Origin of the sequence: Neoaquamicrobium microcysteis, assembly GCF_008180155.1 — a bacterium.
Lineage (GTDB): Bacteria > Pseudomonadota > Alphaproteobacteria > Rhizobiales > Rhizobiaceae > Aerobium > Aerobium microcysteis.
Genome location: NZ_VSZS01000046.1, coordinates 1 through 14,634, shown reverse-complemented (window position 1 = coordinate 14,634; position 14,634 = coordinate 1). Strand labels below are relative to the sequence as shown.

Annotated in this window: 14 protein-coding genes and 1 pseudogene; 5 read left to right on the top strand and 10 right to left on the bottom strand. The window is 60.4% G+C overall.

Annotated elements, in window-relative coordinates:
• Positions 1–27: 27 nt before the first annotated feature.
• Complete coding sequence (locus tag FY036_RS00950) at positions 28–2,913, bottom strand: Tn3 family transposase (protein ID WP_113946498.1); 2,886 nt, start codon at positions 2,911–2,913, stop codon at positions 28–30.
• Positions 2,914–3,039: 126 nt separating this feature from the next.
• Between FY036_RS00950 and FY036_RS00945 the strand changes: the two genes are divergently transcribed.
• From FY036_RS00945 to FY036_RS24040, 3 genes are all read left to right on the top strand, one after another.
• Positions 3,040–3,654 carry a recombinase family protein gene (locus FY036_RS00945; RefSeq protein ID WP_113946499.1) on the top strand — a complete coding sequence of 205 codons (615 nt, stop codon included), beginning with the start codon at positions 3,040–3,042 and terminating at the stop codon, positions 3,652–3,654.
• A gap of 92 nt (positions 3,655–3,746) precedes the next feature.
• Entirely contained in the window at positions 3,747–3,986 is a 240-nt protein-coding gene (locus FY036_RS24045) for a hypothetical protein (protein ID WP_407941111.1), read from the top strand.
• Between the two features lie 474 nt (positions 3,987–4,460).
• Complete coding sequence (locus FY036_RS24040) at positions 4,461–4,808, top strand: MarR family transcriptional regulator (RefSeq protein WP_235897431.1); 348 nt, start codon at positions 4,461–4,463, stop codon at positions 4,806–4,808.
• 100 nt (positions 4,809–4,908) lie between these two features.
• On the opposite strand, the gene FY036_RS00930 is transcribed toward FY036_RS24040, so the two are convergent.
• From FY036_RS00930 to FY036_RS00915, 4 genes are all read right to left on the bottom strand, one after another.
• Positions 4,909–5,190, bottom strand: coding sequence for a hypothetical protein (locus FY036_RS00930; protein ID WP_148912850.1), 282 nt, complete (start codon positions 5,188–5,190; stop codon positions 4,909–4,911).
• 63 nt (positions 5,191–5,253) lie between these two features.
• On the bottom strand, positions 5,254–5,811 hold the full coding sequence (locus FY036_RS00925) for a plasmid pRiA4b ORF-3 family protein (protein WP_148912849.1): 558 nt from the start codon (positions 5,809–5,811) through the stop codon (positions 5,254–5,256).
• 42 nt (positions 5,812–5,853) lie between these two features.
• Positions 5,854–6,393, bottom strand: a complete 540-nt coding sequence (locus FY036_RS00920) for a hypothetical protein (protein WP_148912848.1) — start codon at positions 6,391–6,393, stop codon at positions 5,854–5,856.
• Positions 6,394–6,443: 50 nt separating this feature from the next.
• Positions 6,444–7,046: a plasmid pRiA4b ORF-3 family protein gene (locus FY036_RS00915; RefSeq protein ID WP_148912847.1), complete on the bottom strand. Its 603-nt coding sequence runs from the start codon at positions 7,044–7,046 to the stop codon at positions 6,444–6,446.
• A gap of 43 nt (positions 7,047–7,089) precedes the next feature.
• Here FY036_RS00915 and FY036_RS00910 point away from each other — a divergent pair.
• Positions 7,090–7,329, top strand: a pseudogene (locus FY036_RS00910) (DDE-type integrase/transposase/recombinase); the annotation flags it as partial.
• A gap of 175 nt (positions 7,330–7,504) precedes the next feature.
• On the opposite strand, the gene FY036_RS00905 reads toward FY036_RS00910, so the two are convergent.
• Genes FY036_RS00905 through FY036_RS00885 form a run of 5 tightly spaced genes read right to left on the bottom strand, consistent with a single transcriptional unit; the run spans position 7,505 to position 13,475 of the window.
• Positions 7,505–8,443, bottom strand: coding sequence for a dipeptidase (locus FY036_RS00905; protein ID WP_210247460.1), 939 nt, complete (start codon positions 8,441–8,443; stop codon positions 7,505–7,507).
• Positions 8,444–8,502: 59 nt separating this feature from the next.
• Positions 8,503–10,134: an ABC transporter ATP-binding protein gene (locus tag FY036_RS00900; protein ID WP_148912844.1), complete on the bottom strand. Its 1,632-nt coding sequence runs from the start codon at positions 10,132–10,134 to the stop codon at positions 8,503–8,505.
• Positions 10,131–11,006 carry an ABC transporter permease gene (locus FY036_RS00895; RefSeq protein ID WP_148912843.1) on the bottom strand — a complete coding sequence of 292 codons (876 nt, stop codon included), beginning with the start codon at positions 11,004–11,006 and terminating at the stop codon, positions 10,131–10,133. Before FY036_RS00895 ends, FY036_RS00900 begins: the two co-directional genes overlap by 4 nt.
• A complete protein-coding gene (locus FY036_RS00890; RefSeq protein ID WP_148912842.1) occupies positions 11,007–11,927 on the bottom strand; it encodes an ABC transporter permease in 921 nt (306 codons plus the stop codon).
• Positions 11,928–11,951: 24 nt separating this feature from the next.
• Positions 11,952–13,475, bottom strand: coding sequence for an ABC transporter substrate-binding protein (locus tag FY036_RS00885; protein ID WP_148912841.1), 1,524 nt, complete (start codon positions 13,473–13,475; stop codon positions 11,952–11,954).
• Between the two features lie 129 nt (positions 13,476–13,604).
• Here FY036_RS00885 and FY036_RS00880 point away from each other — a divergent pair, with 129 nt between their 5' ends.
• On the top strand, positions 13,605–14,507 hold the full coding sequence (locus FY036_RS00880) for a LysR substrate-binding domain-containing protein (RefSeq protein WP_148912840.1): 903 nt from the start codon (positions 13,605–13,607) through the stop codon (positions 14,505–14,507).
• Positions 14,508–14,634: the final 127 nt, after the last annotated feature.

Below are 14,634 nucleotides of genomic sequence, written 5' to 3'. Positions count from 1 at the left end.
GTTTGCGGGAGGGGGCGGAATCCTACGCTAAGGCTTTGGCCACCGATATTCGCCGGTGAGGTTGATATGTTCCCATCCCAGCGGCGAGACATGGGCCAAGAGATCGGGCGACAGCGGCTTTCCATCGCGTTTCTGGTTGGCGACGACTTCGCCGAGCTTCATGGTGTTCCAGAAGATGATGATGGCGGCGAGCAGGTTCATGCCGGCGATCCGGTAATGCTGGCCTTCGGCGGAACGGTCGCGGATTTCACCCCGGCGATGGAAGCTGATGGCTCGTTTCAGCGCGTGATGGGCCTCGCCCTTGTTGAGCCCGATCTGGGCGCGGCGTTGGAGATCGGCGTCCAGAATCCAGTCGATCATGAACAGCGTCCGCTCGACGCGGCCTACTTCCCGCAGAGCTGTGGCCAGTTCATTCTGCCGCGGATAGGAGGCGAGCTTGCGCAAAATCTGGCTAGGCGCGATGCCTCCGGCTGCAATGGTGGCGGCGATGCGCAGGATATCGGGCCAGTTGCGCTCGATCATGGCCTGATTGATTTTGCCGCCGATCATGGCCCGCAAGTGGGCCGGCGCGGCCGATGGATTGAACGCATAGAGTCGCTTGGACGGCAGATCCCGGATGCGAGGGGCAAACCGGTAGCCGAGAATGGCGCATGCGGCAAAGACGTGATCGGTGAAGCCGCCTGTATCGGCGAACTGCTCGCGAATATGGCGGCCGGCATCGTTCATGAGCAGGCCGTCGAGGATGTAGGGAGCTTCGCTCGCCGTCGCAGGAATCACCTGGGTCGCGAACGGCGCATATTGGTCCGAGACGTGGCTATAGGCTTTCAGACCCGGGGTATTGCCGTATTTCGCGTTGACCAGGTTCATGGCCTCGCCTTGTTCCGTAGCGGCGAAGAATTGCCCATCGCTCGAAGCGGAGGCGCCCATGCCCCAGAACCGGGCCATTGGTAGCGCCGCTTGCGCCTCGACCACCATGGCCAGCGCCCGGTCGTAAGCTTCGCCCTCGACATGCCACCGTCCAATGCGGATCAACTCCCAGAAGGTGTGCGTGTTCGTCGCGTCGGCCATCTTGCGCAGGCCGAGGTTGATCCCTTCCGCAAGGATGACGTTCATCAGCCCGATCCGGTCGGCGCAGGGCGCTCCGGTGCGCAGATGCGTGAACGCTTCGGTGAAGCCGGTCGCTGCATCCACCTCCAGCAGGAGATCGGTGATCCGCGTGGGCGGGATCTGCTTGTAGAGATCGAGCACCAGATCTTCGGCGCCGGTCGGTACGGCAGCTTCGAGCTTCTCGATATGCAGAACGCCGTTTTCGATCGACCCGCCGGGAATCGTGCCGGTGCGCGCGGCGCGGCCCAGTTCGCGTAACCGGATATCGAGGCGAGCTTGCCGATCCGCCAGCCATTCTTGCGGCCGCAATGGCACGGCGAGACGACCGCCTTCCGCGACAGCCTGCGCCGGAACGAGCGCATGCTTCAGGTCGCCATAGCGCCGGGATCGGGCCAACCAAATATCTCCGGATCGGAAGGCATCGCGCAGATGGAACAGCACCGCTATCTCCCAGAGGCGAGTGTCGCCGACCGCCTGGGCACGAAGATGGCGATGCCATTTCGAGCTGGGCCGAAGGAAGCCGGTATGTGCGGCATCGTTCAAGCCAGTACGCAAAGCCATCACCGCTTCGAGAAGCGGGAGCGCGATCGGCGCAGCCCGCAGATCGAGCAGGCGCAACATGCGCGGAGCGTACCGCCGGAACCGATGATAACCGTCGAGTACATGATTGAGAGGATCGTCCGCCATGGTGGCGGTCAGCCGGGTTGCCATTGCAACAAGGGTCTTGAAGCCGTCCCACCCTGATCCGCTCGCGATGACGTCGCCCAGCGGCTGGCCATCATCCTGTGCGTCGACCAGAGCGCCGCCGATTTCGGCGAAGGATTTTAAGGTGTCGCGCACCGCGTTCGCTTCGTCGGCGACTTTCGCTTGGCAAATGCGCTCCGATGCCCGGTAGAGCCTGCCGACGATCCGGTCATGGGTTTCGACCACGGCGTCAGCGAGCATCGCTTGCCATTCCGACGCGCAAACGGCCAGAATCGCAAGCCGCCTGTCTTCCGGAAGATCGCGCATGCCGTCGGCATAGTACCGTTCGCCTTGCCTGCGCAGGCGTGTCATCCGATGAGCAGGAACACCGGCCAGCAGTTCCTCGGGGAGATCGATACGTTGCAGGTATTCGAGCCGGTCGAGCAGCCGGTTGGCTGACGAAGAGTTCGAGCCCGGCTCGAACTGACGCAGCCACACGAAGCGGGTCACCCGATCGTCGGCCGTCTCCTCGAGCAATGCCAGCAACTGTTCCCGGATGGGCACGGACAGCCGACTGGCGATCCTCGTCTCGATCCGCCGCTCGGCATCGACCAGGGCCGTGGCGCAAAGCCGCTCGATCGTCGATGTTGCAGGAAGAACCGTGCGGGTGCGTCGGCACTCCGCCACGAAGCGACGGGCGATATCTTCGTTTGACACCGCCATCTCGGCTTCCCGAAACAGCCAATCCTTCAGCTCGCGCGCACCACGTCCGGAGAAGGTGCGGAATCCGTAGAGCGCCCGCAGTTCGGAAAGATGCTCGTGCCGCGTTTCCTCGCGGGCGGCGTAGTCAACGAGATCGTCGGCAAGCAGGCCGAGCTGTGCTCCGATGAATTCGACGATCTCTGCTGGGATCAGTTCGCCCGGAGCCAGCACCCGGCCGGGATAGCGCAGGACGCACAATTGCAGGGCGAAGCCGAACCTGTTGTGAGCGCGTCGGCGCAGCCTGATGTGTCCAAGGTCTTCATCACTCAGCGTATAGTGCTTGAGCAAATCCGCCTGCGAGGTCGGCAGGCGCAACAGCGCGTCCTTCTGCCGATCGGTTAGAGTGACGCGACGCGGCATCCATGTTCCTTTTTCAAAATCCGATGATGTTCAAGACGCTTTGTTTATGAAGCTGGTTGAGATACATTTCCAGCGAACAAATCATTCGTGGCCAGCGCCCCCCCCTCAAACCACCGTTTAAGAAACATGCTGATCGGATACGCTCGCATCTCCAAAGCCGATGGCTCCCAGTCCCTCGATCTGCAGCACGACGACCTGCGCGCCGCCGGCGTCGAACAGGACAATATCTATGAGGATCGAGCTTCCGGCGGCCGCGACGATCGGCCCGGACTGGCCGCCTGCCTGAAATCCCTGCGCGACGGCGATGTGCTGGTGGTCTGGAAGCTCGACCGCCTCGGGCGATCGCTCGCTCACCTGGTCAACACGGTGAAGGATCTGTCGGATCGCAATATCGGCCTGCGGGTGCTGACCGGAAAGGGCGCCCAGATCGACACCACCACCGCATCCGGCCGCATGGTGTTCGGTATCTTCGCCACTCTGGCCGAGTTCGAGCGTGACCTGATCCGCGAACGGACCATGGCTGGCCTCGCCGCCGCAAGAGCGCGCGGTCGCAAAGGCGGCCGAAAATTCGCCCTGACCAAGGCACAGGTGCGTCTCGCCCAGGCGGCCATGGCACAGCGCGATACTTCCGTTTCCGATCTGTGCAAGGAACTCGGGATCGAGCGCGTCACTCTCTATCGCTACGTCGGCCCAAAAGGCGAACTCAGGGACTATGGGAAGCGCGTTCTTGGCTTAGCGTAGGATTTCGCCCCCTCCCGCAAACGACCCCTTCCTGTACCAACGATATCGCCACGATATGACGCCCTGGCGATATTGCCTGCACGGACAGGAGCGTGACGGAAGACACCACGGCGGCTTCCGCCGACCTGATCGAACCGGCACCCGACTATCCGATGGTCGCGCCGACCTATTCGGAATCGCGATCTGCGCTGGCAAAGAGTGCGGGCCTCGGCCAAAAGGCTGCTCCGGTCGAAGTCACCGCCATCCGCTCGAAAACGGAAGAAGCTGGGGCTCAAGTTCAGCTGACACCAGCAGCGACGTCGTCCGAGCGCCTCTACCCGCGTCAGGGATGAACGCCCAAAGGGTGAAAGCCTTCTCGGGCTTCAGCTATCCCGCCAGCCCGACGCCGAAGGTAGGGGCCCATTCCCGGTCCATCTGGGCTTGAGGAACTCATATCCGGCACTTCGAGCGAAATGCTCATGCGCAAAAGCTGAGAATCGGGCAAATCCTGCATCTGCGATCCAGCCGGCCCGTCTTTCCCGCATGTCGGCCGCGACAAATCCGTTGAGTTTCGGTATGCATGCGCCCGAGGCGGCCACGCACCGTCTCAAGGGCGTCGAAACCCTTGGTTAGCGGTTGGTGTCGGCCGTGACGGCACCACACTCCTTGATCCTTATGGTCGGGGAGCCTGTGGCGTATACAACAGGCTCACCGAGCTAAAGGCTTCAGGGCCGTCTAACCACGGTTTCGAACTCCCCGATCGCCAAGGGGTCAATGAGCATCGCAGAGCGGGGGCGTACCGCGAGCGATGGCTTCGAAACCATCCGATGAACTCTGATCTGCGCGCACCCTTGGCTCGTCTGGCGTTCCAGCTCAGGCTGGATCTGGCTCTGCACAATATCATGACGACGTGCCTGCGCGACGAGACACCTGGTGCGCGGCTGCGCCAGTTCGGGATGATGGTGTTGCTGATGGATCTCGCCGCGCGGGAGGCGCCATTGACGGTTTCCACAATCGTCGAAACGACGGGCATGACAAGGGGCGCGGTCGAGCAGGTCCTTTCCGCGCTCGACGAGCGCGGTCTCATCGCGGCACAATGGACGAAGAATTCCAGCGGTCGCGGCAAGGCGAGGCTTTATCGACTGACAGTCGGGCCGGATGCCGACCGGGTGTGAGCTAACTCCCCGTCAGACGGAAACGCCGCCGCGCTTCACCAAGAAGTCGTCGGCAGCGCGGTCGGCAATCTCAGACGCAGCCGCTGGCCGGTATTGTCCATCATCTCAAAGTTCGAATGCAGCTTGCCCCGGCCGTTGCCGTACCAGTGGTCGGCGATCTGAATGAGATCGCCCGCATCCTTGCGTTCGAGGAAGAGTAGTTCATCACCTGCGCATTGGCGATCACAACCTGAAGCGCAGCCAACGCAGACTTCGCTTCCGTCATCGCCAGACCAAGGTCGTGGATCGAAAGCTCTCCATCCACCCGGTCGAAGCTGGCGATCTCTTGTGTTTTGATCGGACTGTCGGCTTCGTCGATAACGAGTTGAATTGCGAACCGCATTCGCGCCCTCCCTCTTCTGCACCAGGAGATGAAAACACGCTGACCGATGCCTGTCGTCGGCAGTCAGCGACCGGCAATCCACAGTTCGCGCCTCAGAGCAGCATTCACTTCACGCCGGCTGAATCGTTCGGCATCGTAGGCCGACAATCCATCGTCTTCGTATTCTTCGTCGGCCAATCGAGCGAGCAGCGCGTAGTAGCCGAATGAACCGCCCACATCTTCGGGTGGGCCTGCACCGCCGCCGCCAATGCAGGTCGGATAGGTCGTGCCGTCCTCTCGCCCTAGCTTCGACTCGACCCGTATCTCGTGGACCCACATGTCACCGAAGTCGTACTCGTAGACGATCCGTTGCCGGAGGCGCAGTTGAAGGTCCGCAAGCCTGACCTCATCGCCAGACGGGCTGCGGTGGCGTTCACCAGTCCTGGTCGAGCTGTACTCGCGCCCATGCAGCTTGAACGCATGCAGGTGATAGTCTTCCCAGCCGAACGTGAGCTGGATCGCTCGATGCAGTTCGTAGAGCGTCATTTGCGCCGGCACGAGCAACCGTCGCCAGATCATCGGCGAAATACCGCGCAAGCTCACCTTGAGCCGGTACACCACGAATGCGTCATCTTCAGACATGCCCCCGACGCTACCGCACGACCGAAGCGACCCCCAACTTTTTTATGCTCCCAGTTCGGCTTCGAGGCGTTCGGCGACACGCATTGCGTCGTTTCTGATCGTCGACGCGTTCACGGCCTTGTCGATCGGCAATACGTCTGCCAGCAAAGCGGCCGTGACACCGTAGGCCGTTAGCGATGCCCAACGCGCCTCAAGCGCAAGGAGATCAGGCGTGACGCGTTCGGGCAAAGCGGCCACGACAGGGGCGACAACGCCGGGCCCCTCGTGACATCGGCAGCATCGATATCTCGGACTTGGCAAGGCGAGCTTGCCGAAGCACGTGCGCACGGTGATTGTGCGTTTGTCCTTGAGTTGCCGCGGCTGATGGCAACACGGACATGGCCGCCCGCGTCGGGAATGATCCATCACCTGAGCATCGGTAATCGCGATCTGGAGTGCAGCAAGTGCCGACTTCGCTTCTTCAAGCGACAAGCCAAGCTCATCAATCAACAACGCACCATTTGTTCGTTCGAAGCTGATAATCTCTTGGGTCTCGCCGGCTGCATCGCCTCTGTCGATCATGAGTTGAATTGCAAATCGCATCCATATCCCTCCCTGTCTGCTGAAGAGGGAAGCATTTCGCCCGATCAGGGTCAGCCCCCGCTGGTCTCGGAAAATTCGCGTCTCAGAGCCGCATTCACCTCGCGCCGGCTGAAGCGCTCAGGTTCGAAGACGCGCAGTGGATCATCGTCATCCTCGCCGATGTCTTCTTCATCGTCGCCAAATAGCCGTTCGACGTCGCCGAAGCGGAGCCGATGGATGAGCACCTCATAACCTCTCGGGCCTCCAATATCTTCGGGCGGGCCGGCACGCGCGCCGGCAATGCAGATCGGGTAGACCTTGCCAGCCTCTCGCTCGAGCCCGTCCTCAACTCGGATCTCGTGTTCCCACAGATCGCCGAAATCATACTCGTATAAAATGCGCTGGCGCACGCGCAGTTGGAGATCGACAAGCGCTATCTCTTTGCCTGTCGCGTCTCGGTGGCGCTCGCCTGTCCACGTCGTGCCATAACGCCGACCGTGCAGCTTGAAAGCATGGAGATGATAATCCTCCCAGCCGAAGGCGATCTGGATTGTTCGGTGCAGCCCGAAAAGCGTCATTTCTTCCGGGACAAGCAGCCGACGCCAGATCATCGGCGAAATCCGTCGCAGGCTCACTTTCAGGCGGTAAACACCAGATGCACCATCATCAGACATGGTGGCCACGCTAACCCATGGCCGACGGCACCCCCAACTTTTTCATGCTCCCCATAAGGGATTGAACAACCGGGCGGAGAATTCCCACCTGCCGTTTCGAAAGCGGGAGCGAACCCGGCAGGGTTTTCGGTCGATCGGCTCGCTTCAATATTTCGTGTCGATCTTCTCCGCCGTCCGCAACCTCTTCGTTCCATCCCAGGCCAACCGCTCCGCCGAACAACTCCGAAATCATCGACGCCAGACCATGGCTGAGTGGGAAGCCGTGAGTGCACGGCTTGCCTGAAAAGTGCGGCGCCAACGCCACGCGCCCATGCTTCAAACAACGTGACAGCACCCTGATCAACCCGGCCATGCCGGACAGAACGGCGACTAATGCCCAGCTACACCACCCGCTGGGACAATATCTCGTCGGTCGCCTGAACTGTTTCAGGGCTATATCCGCTTTCGTCCGATAGCAATCACGCAGCCGGCCTCGACCATGAGGCATTGGCCACGCGCAGGAAATTAGCGCCGAGCATGGCATCGATGTCGTCGCGGCGGTAGCCCGCCTTGTCCAGCGCTTCCGCGATGTCGAGAAAACGTTCAGGTTCCATGTAGCGCATCTGCCCAAGGTCATAGCCGAGGGATGCTGGCCACCAGTGATCTGTGTTCTCGCCGGGGGGCAGGTCGCCGGTCAGCGCCTCGAAGGTAAAGTCGAGGCCGAAGCCGATATGGCGCGGCCCGACACGCTCTGCCAGATAGTCGACATGGCGCATTAGCGTTTCGACGCTGATGTCATTGTCGCCAAGAAAAATACCGATGCCGGACAGGCCGATGACGCCATCTGTTGCCGCGCAAGCATCGATCTGCTCGTCATCCACATTGCGGGGGTGATCCTTCAGCGCACGCACATTGGCATGAGAGAAGATCACCGGCTTGCTGGAAATCTCCATGATCTCAAGGCTGGTTCGCCGGCTTGAATGGGAACAGTCCATCATCATGCCGGCGGCATTGATCTCGCGCACCACCTCTCGGCCAAGTGGGGTGAGGCCGCGGTCGACATCATGGCAGCCGCCGGCAATCGAGTTGTTGCGATTGTAGGCAAGATGGATCTGGCGTACGCCCAGGTCACGAAACAGGCCGATCATGGCCAGATCGTCTTCAAGCATCATCGAACCTTCGAGATCGAAGGAGACGGCAAGGCGGCCACTGGAATGGGCGGCCATGATGTCTTCCACCGTGTCCACCAGCGTAAAGCGATCTGCGTTGTGGCCCAGCCAATCGCGGAAACCGGCAATGACGCGAATGATTTGTGACAGCGGGTTGAAGTCCATGCCAACATTAATGGATACGAAGCTGGCGCCGATCGCGCGGTAGCGCTCCAACTCTGATAAATCCTGATTTGGCAGGATAGGCATACATGCATGCGCATCCCAGATGAGGGGACGAGGGGGTGCGTTTATGGCGTTGGGGGCAGTCATGCGGGCAATTCACTTTCAAATGCTTGTTTCGCGCCTAAGCCCTGGCCGGGAATGGCCGCCAGCAGGGCGCGCGTATATTCGCTTTTCGGGTTGGAAAAGATCTCAGCCGTCGGTCCCATTTCGATGATGCGCCCGCGCTGCATAACAGCAACGCGATCACAGATCTGGGCCGCAACCCTGAGGTCATGCGTTATGAAGATCATGGACAGGGAAAGCCGCACCTTCAGTCCCCGAAGGAGTTTGAGCACCTGCGCCTGCACCGAAACGTCAAGGGCGGAAACCGGCTCGTCGGCAATGATGATCTTCGGCTCCAGAGCAAGGGCACGGGCAATGCCAATACGCTGGCGCTGTCCGCCGGAAAATTCGCGCGGGTAGCGGTTCATTGATGAAGGGTCGAGGCCGACGAAGGACAAAAGCTCTTCGGCCTGTGCAAGCGCGAGGCTCTCAGCCTTGCCATGGACGATGGGGCCGTCCGCGATAATGCGGCCAACCGTGCGTTGCGGGTTGAGCGACGCGAACGGGTCCTGAAACACCATTTGCATCGTCTTGCGCATGGGCTGGAACGCGCGTTCCGACAGGGCGTGCAGGTCCTTGCCGTCAACGATGATTTCACCCGCATCAAGGTCGGCAAGGCGCATCAGGCAACGCCCGAGGGTGGATTTGCCGGAGCCGGACTCACCCACGATGCCCAACGTCTCGCCACGATAAAGGTCGAAGCTGACATCGGTGAGTGCGGGAACATCGCGGCGGTTGAAGAAACTGCGGCCACGATAGGTCTTGTTCAGATTCAGGCCGGATAGAACGATCTCCGCATCCGGCTTTCCGGCAGGGGCAGGCGGTGTCAGGGCAGGCACGGCGGCAAGCAGGTCGCGCGTATAGGCTTCCTGCGGATCGTTCAGCACATCGACGGTCGGGCCGCTTTCCACCACCTTGCCACGGTGCATCACCGCCACGCGGTCGGCGATTTCGGCAACCACGCCGAAATCGTGCGTGATGAAGAGAATAGCCGTGCCATGATTTTCGCGCAGCCGTTTGAGCAGGGAAAGGATCTGCGCTTGCGTGGTCACATCGAGAGCCGTCGTCGGCTCGTCGGCGATGATGACATCCGGTTCGAGCGCGAGCGCCATGGCGATCATGACGCGCTGTCGCTGTCCGCCGGACAGTTCATGAGGAAAAGCACTGAACGCCTTGGCGGGATCGGGCAGCCCGACTTCCGTCAGTAGTTCAATTGCCCTCGCCCTGCGCGCGCGGTGCGTGTGCAATCCGTGGGCTTCGAACATTTCCATAATCTGCTGGCCGCAGCGCAAGACAGGATTGAGCGCCGTCATTGGCTCCTGAAAGATCATTGCGATACGCGCGCCGCGAATCCTGCGCATTTCAGCAGCGGGAGCTTTCAGCAGATCATTGCCGCCGAACAGAACCTTGCCGGCCACAGGCACCAGTTGCGGTGAAAGAAGCCCCACCACGGAGAAGGCAGTGATCGACTTACCCGAGCCGGATTCGCCGACGATGCAGACCGTCTCGCCCTTGCGCAGATCCAGGCTGACATCATCGACCGCCAGCCTGCGGTCGGCGCCTTCTGGCAGGGCTACCGACAGGCATTGTATGGAAAGAACGGTATCGTTCATGTGCGGTCCCTCGCCCCCAGCAGATCGCGCAGGCCGTCACCGAATATGTTGACGGCAAGCACAAGGGAAAGCAGCGCCAGGCCCGGAAGGTAGATGAGCCAGGCATCGAAGAAGAGTTGCTCACGCGCCTGAGACAGCATGAGGCCCCAGGAGGGTGTCGGCTCCTGCACGCCGAAGCCGAGGAATGACAGCGCGGCCTCAAGCAGAATGGCGGAACCCATTTCCAGCGTGGCGATGACCACGACAGAACTCAGCACATTCGGCAGGATTTCGCGGGTCAGGATACGTGTATTGGAAAAACCCGCGCTACGCGCCGCCAGCACGAAATCCTGCGCGGCCACCTGTTGTGTGGTGCTGCGGATAACCACTGCGAAACGATCCCACAGGAAAAAGCCGAGCGTCAGAACCGTGGCGGTCAAAGACGCTCCGAAAACCACGACGACCGCCATTGCCGCGAGAAACACCGGCATTGCCAGCCGGGTGTTGATGACGAACATCAGCACCTGATCGACCTTGCCGCCGAAGTAGCCAGCAAGCAAGCCGATTGTCGTACCAATGAAGCCGGCTATCAGCACAACCGAAAAGCCGATCAGCAGCGAAATGCGCGTGCCGTAGATCAGCCTGGAAAGATAGTCGCGGCCGAAACCGTCTGTTCCCAGAAAATGCGCCGGATCGTGTCCGGCATAACCGATGGGCGGCAGCAGGCGGCGTGACAGATCCTGTGCATAGGGGTCGTAGGGCGCAAGCAGTGGCGCTGCCACGGCGATAACAACGAGTGCCAGAAGAATGCTGCCGCTGATCAAAACGGGCGCGTTCGAAGCAAGCCTGCGGAGCAGGCCGGAGCCTGTATTTGACTGAACGGGCTTCGCCATTTACCAACTCTCCCGGATGCGCGGATCGAGGATCGCATTGACGATGTCTGCAACCAGCGTAAGCAGCACATAGAAAACGGCCACAATCAGGGTGATGGCCTGCACCACCGGCAGGTCGGCCCGTAGCGTCGCGTCATAGCTGAGTGCGCCGATACCCTGCAGCGCGAAAATCTGTTCGATGACGATCGAGCCCGCAAGCAACGCTCCAAGTTGAACCGCCGATATGGACACCAGCGGGATCATCACATTTCGTAGCGCGTGGCGAAACAGCACCTTGCCTGCGCCCAATCCTTTGGCGCGGGCGGTGCGCACATAGTCCGAGCGCAGCGCGTCCAGCGTTCCTGCACGGGTGATACGCAAAAGTGCTGGCAAAGCGAAGGTGCCAAGCGCAATCGTCGGCATCACGAAGTGCTGCCATGTTGCGTTGCCGGAGATCGGCAGCCAGCGCAGGGTGAGGCCAAAAAGCACCACCAGCAGCAGCGCCAGCCAGAAGGTGGGCATTGCCTGTCCCAACACCGACAGCCCGAGCGCGAACCGGTCGATCAGGCCGCCGGGCTTCGCCGCAGCCGCAACGCCCAGCGGCACAGCGATTGCCAGCGCGAAAATGATGGCCGCCACGCCCAGCCCGAAGGTGATGGGCAGGCGCGAGGCAAGCATGTCAGCAACGGATTGCTGATAGTGGAAAGAGCGGCCGAAATCACCGGTCAGTGCCTTGGCCAGCCATTCGCCGTACTGGATCACGACCGGGCGGTCGAAACCGTAATACTCGCGTACCCTCGCAATGTCGGCAGCAGATGAATCCTTGCCGGCAATAGCGATGGCCGGGTCGCCGGCAAGAAATGCAAGCGAGAAGGTGAGCGCCGAGACCACAAGGATCGTCAGCACCGCACTCGCCAGCCGTTTTATGATGAAGCTGGTCACTTCAGCCACTCCTCAGGCTTCACACTACTTCCAACTATATTCGTAGAAGCGCGGGATCTCGTCTGCGTAAGGTGTGAAGTCTAGATCGGCGTCCCACGCATAGCCACGAACACCACTGAAGAGCGGAATCCAGTACGCCTCTTTTGTGATGCGCCCGATTGCGCTGGCGTAGACTTCCTTGCGCTTTGCCGGATCGGTGACCGAGTCTCCGGTCTTCAGCCACTCGATAACGTCCTTGTCCTGCGCGAAGTCGTCCTCGCCGCCCTTGAAAAAGAAACTGATCGAGGCGGAAGCGTCGGCCAGAGAATAGGAGCCCCAGTTGAACAGGAAGGCAGGTGCCTTACCGCTGATCTGGGCATCGCGATAGGCCTCATACGGGACGCGATTCAGGCTCACCCTGACACCGACAGCCGCGAGATTGCCCATAATGGCTTCGGCTTCCTTGGCAGGTGCTTCGGCATACATGGTCAGGTCCAGCCCGTCGGCGAAGCCGGCCTCTGCGAGCAGGGCTTTCGCCTTCTCCGGATCATAGGGGTATTTCACTGCAGCCTCTTCCGAACAGCCGAACTGCAGCGGATGACACGGCGTACTGAGGGTTCGGGCTGCACCCGCCATCAGATTCTTCACGATACCGTCGCGGTCGATTGCGTAGTTCAGCGCCTGACGGACGCGCACATCATTGACCGCCGGATTATTGGCGCGCTTTGCTGCATCCAGACCGATGATAAAGATGCGCAAGGTCTCAGACATCTTCGCTTCCAAGCCCGGCACGCCGGCCAGTCGCGTCACCAGATCGGGTGACATGTCGGCTGTCACGTCGATGCCGCCGGACATGAGTTCCGCGACCTGCGTCTGCGCATCGGGGATTTCGCGAATGATCACATTGGTGATCTTCGCTTTGCTCTTGGGGCTTCCCCAGTCGTAATCGTCATTGCGCACCAGCGTGTACTGCTCGCCGGGCTTCATCTCCACGACCTTGTAAGGGCCGGTGCCGACAGGCTTGTTCGACATGCCTACGCTGCCGACCTGCGCATAGTACTTATGCGGATAGATCGGCATCGGGCCGGAAAGAAATTCCAGCGCCTGCGGGAAGGGTTCCTTAGTGTGGATGCGCACGGTCATGGCATCCACCTTCTCGACATGGTCGATCCAGTCGACGATGGCGCGGAACCGCGCGCCGCTGTTTTCGGCGGACATCGTATTGTAGGTGAAGACAACATCATCAGCGCCGAATTCTGCGCCATTGTGGAAGCTGACGCCTTCACGCAGCTTCAGTTCCAGCGTCTTGTCGTCAACCCACTGCCATGCGGTTGCAAGCGAGCCCTTATATTCGCCGGTGGCGTTGTCGCGCTCGATCAACGTGTCCCACACCATTTTGGTGAACCATATGCCGGTGCGCGTGCCGCCCAGATAGTTGTCGGCATTGATCATCACGCCGTCGCCACCCCAACCAATGCGCAGCGTATCGTCATTCTTGTCGGCAAAAGCCGAAGTTGCAGTCAAAGCCAGCAGTGAAGCACCGGCAATCAGCGATGAAATACGGAACATCCGCTCCTCCCTTGTTCGATGGGCTTATATATTTGACTTTCCTATTCGTGGATAATATCAGTTTATTAATCATTGATAACTTTAAAGCATCAATAAGAATCGGTGCGTCTGCTCAGGAACAGCGCGGCAATGAACATAGAGATTCGGCACCTACGCGCCTTTCAGATGGTGGCGGACGAACTCAATTTCCGTAAAGCCGCCGAACGGCTGCGTGTTGCGCAGCCGGCGCTCACCCGCACCATCAAGGATCTTGAGGGGATGATGGAAGTGCAGCTGTTCGAGCGCTCGACCCGGACGGTGACAATCACCAATGCCGGCAAGATATTCCGCCACGCCGTTGAAGACCTTCTGCCCAGCCTGGCCAATGCCGTCGTACTTGCCCGGCAGGCCGAGAAAGGCGTCGTGGGTGAACTTCGCATTGGTTACAACGACTTCGCCATGTACGGGCTTTTACCGGTCATCGTCCGCCGGTTTCGCGCGGCTTATCCGCAGGTGTCAATCTGGCTGGGCCAGTTCCCGTCCCCGGAAATGGTCAAGCAGGTTGCTCAGGGGCGGCTCGATGCTGCGTTTCACCTTGGCCCTGCAGCCAATACGGAAGTGGATAGCAATCTCATCCGCAGCGAGCGCCTTGTTGCCGTGGTCCCCGACACCCACCGGCTTGCAGAACGTGGGGCGATTCCGCTTTCGGAACTTACGCTGGAAGACTTTGTGATGGGGCGGCACGATACATGGGGGGCGTTCCACCAGCTTATCCTGAGCTATTGTCGCGATAATGGCTTCGAAATGAACATCATTCAGGAATCGCTCAACAGCGATGGCATAATCAACCTTGTTGCCGCCGGTCTTGGGGTTACGCTCTATGTCGAAAGCGATTGGCTCTATACCACCCGCGGCGTCGCCGTTGTGAGGCTGGATCAACCCGGCCCCCGGATTGAAACCCTTGTCAGCTGGCGCAAGAAAGGGCTACCCCAGCACCGCACCCTTCAGAATTTCCTGGAAGTCGCAGAAGAGGTTCTGGCGAGCGAGGGATGAAACGACCCGCTTCAGCCTGTCCGGCGTCAGCACTGATGGGACCAAATCGGCTTAACTGAGAACGGAGGATTTCTGGTTCATCGTAGCCTTTCAAAGGAGCGAAGATGAGACAGAAATCCGGAACCGG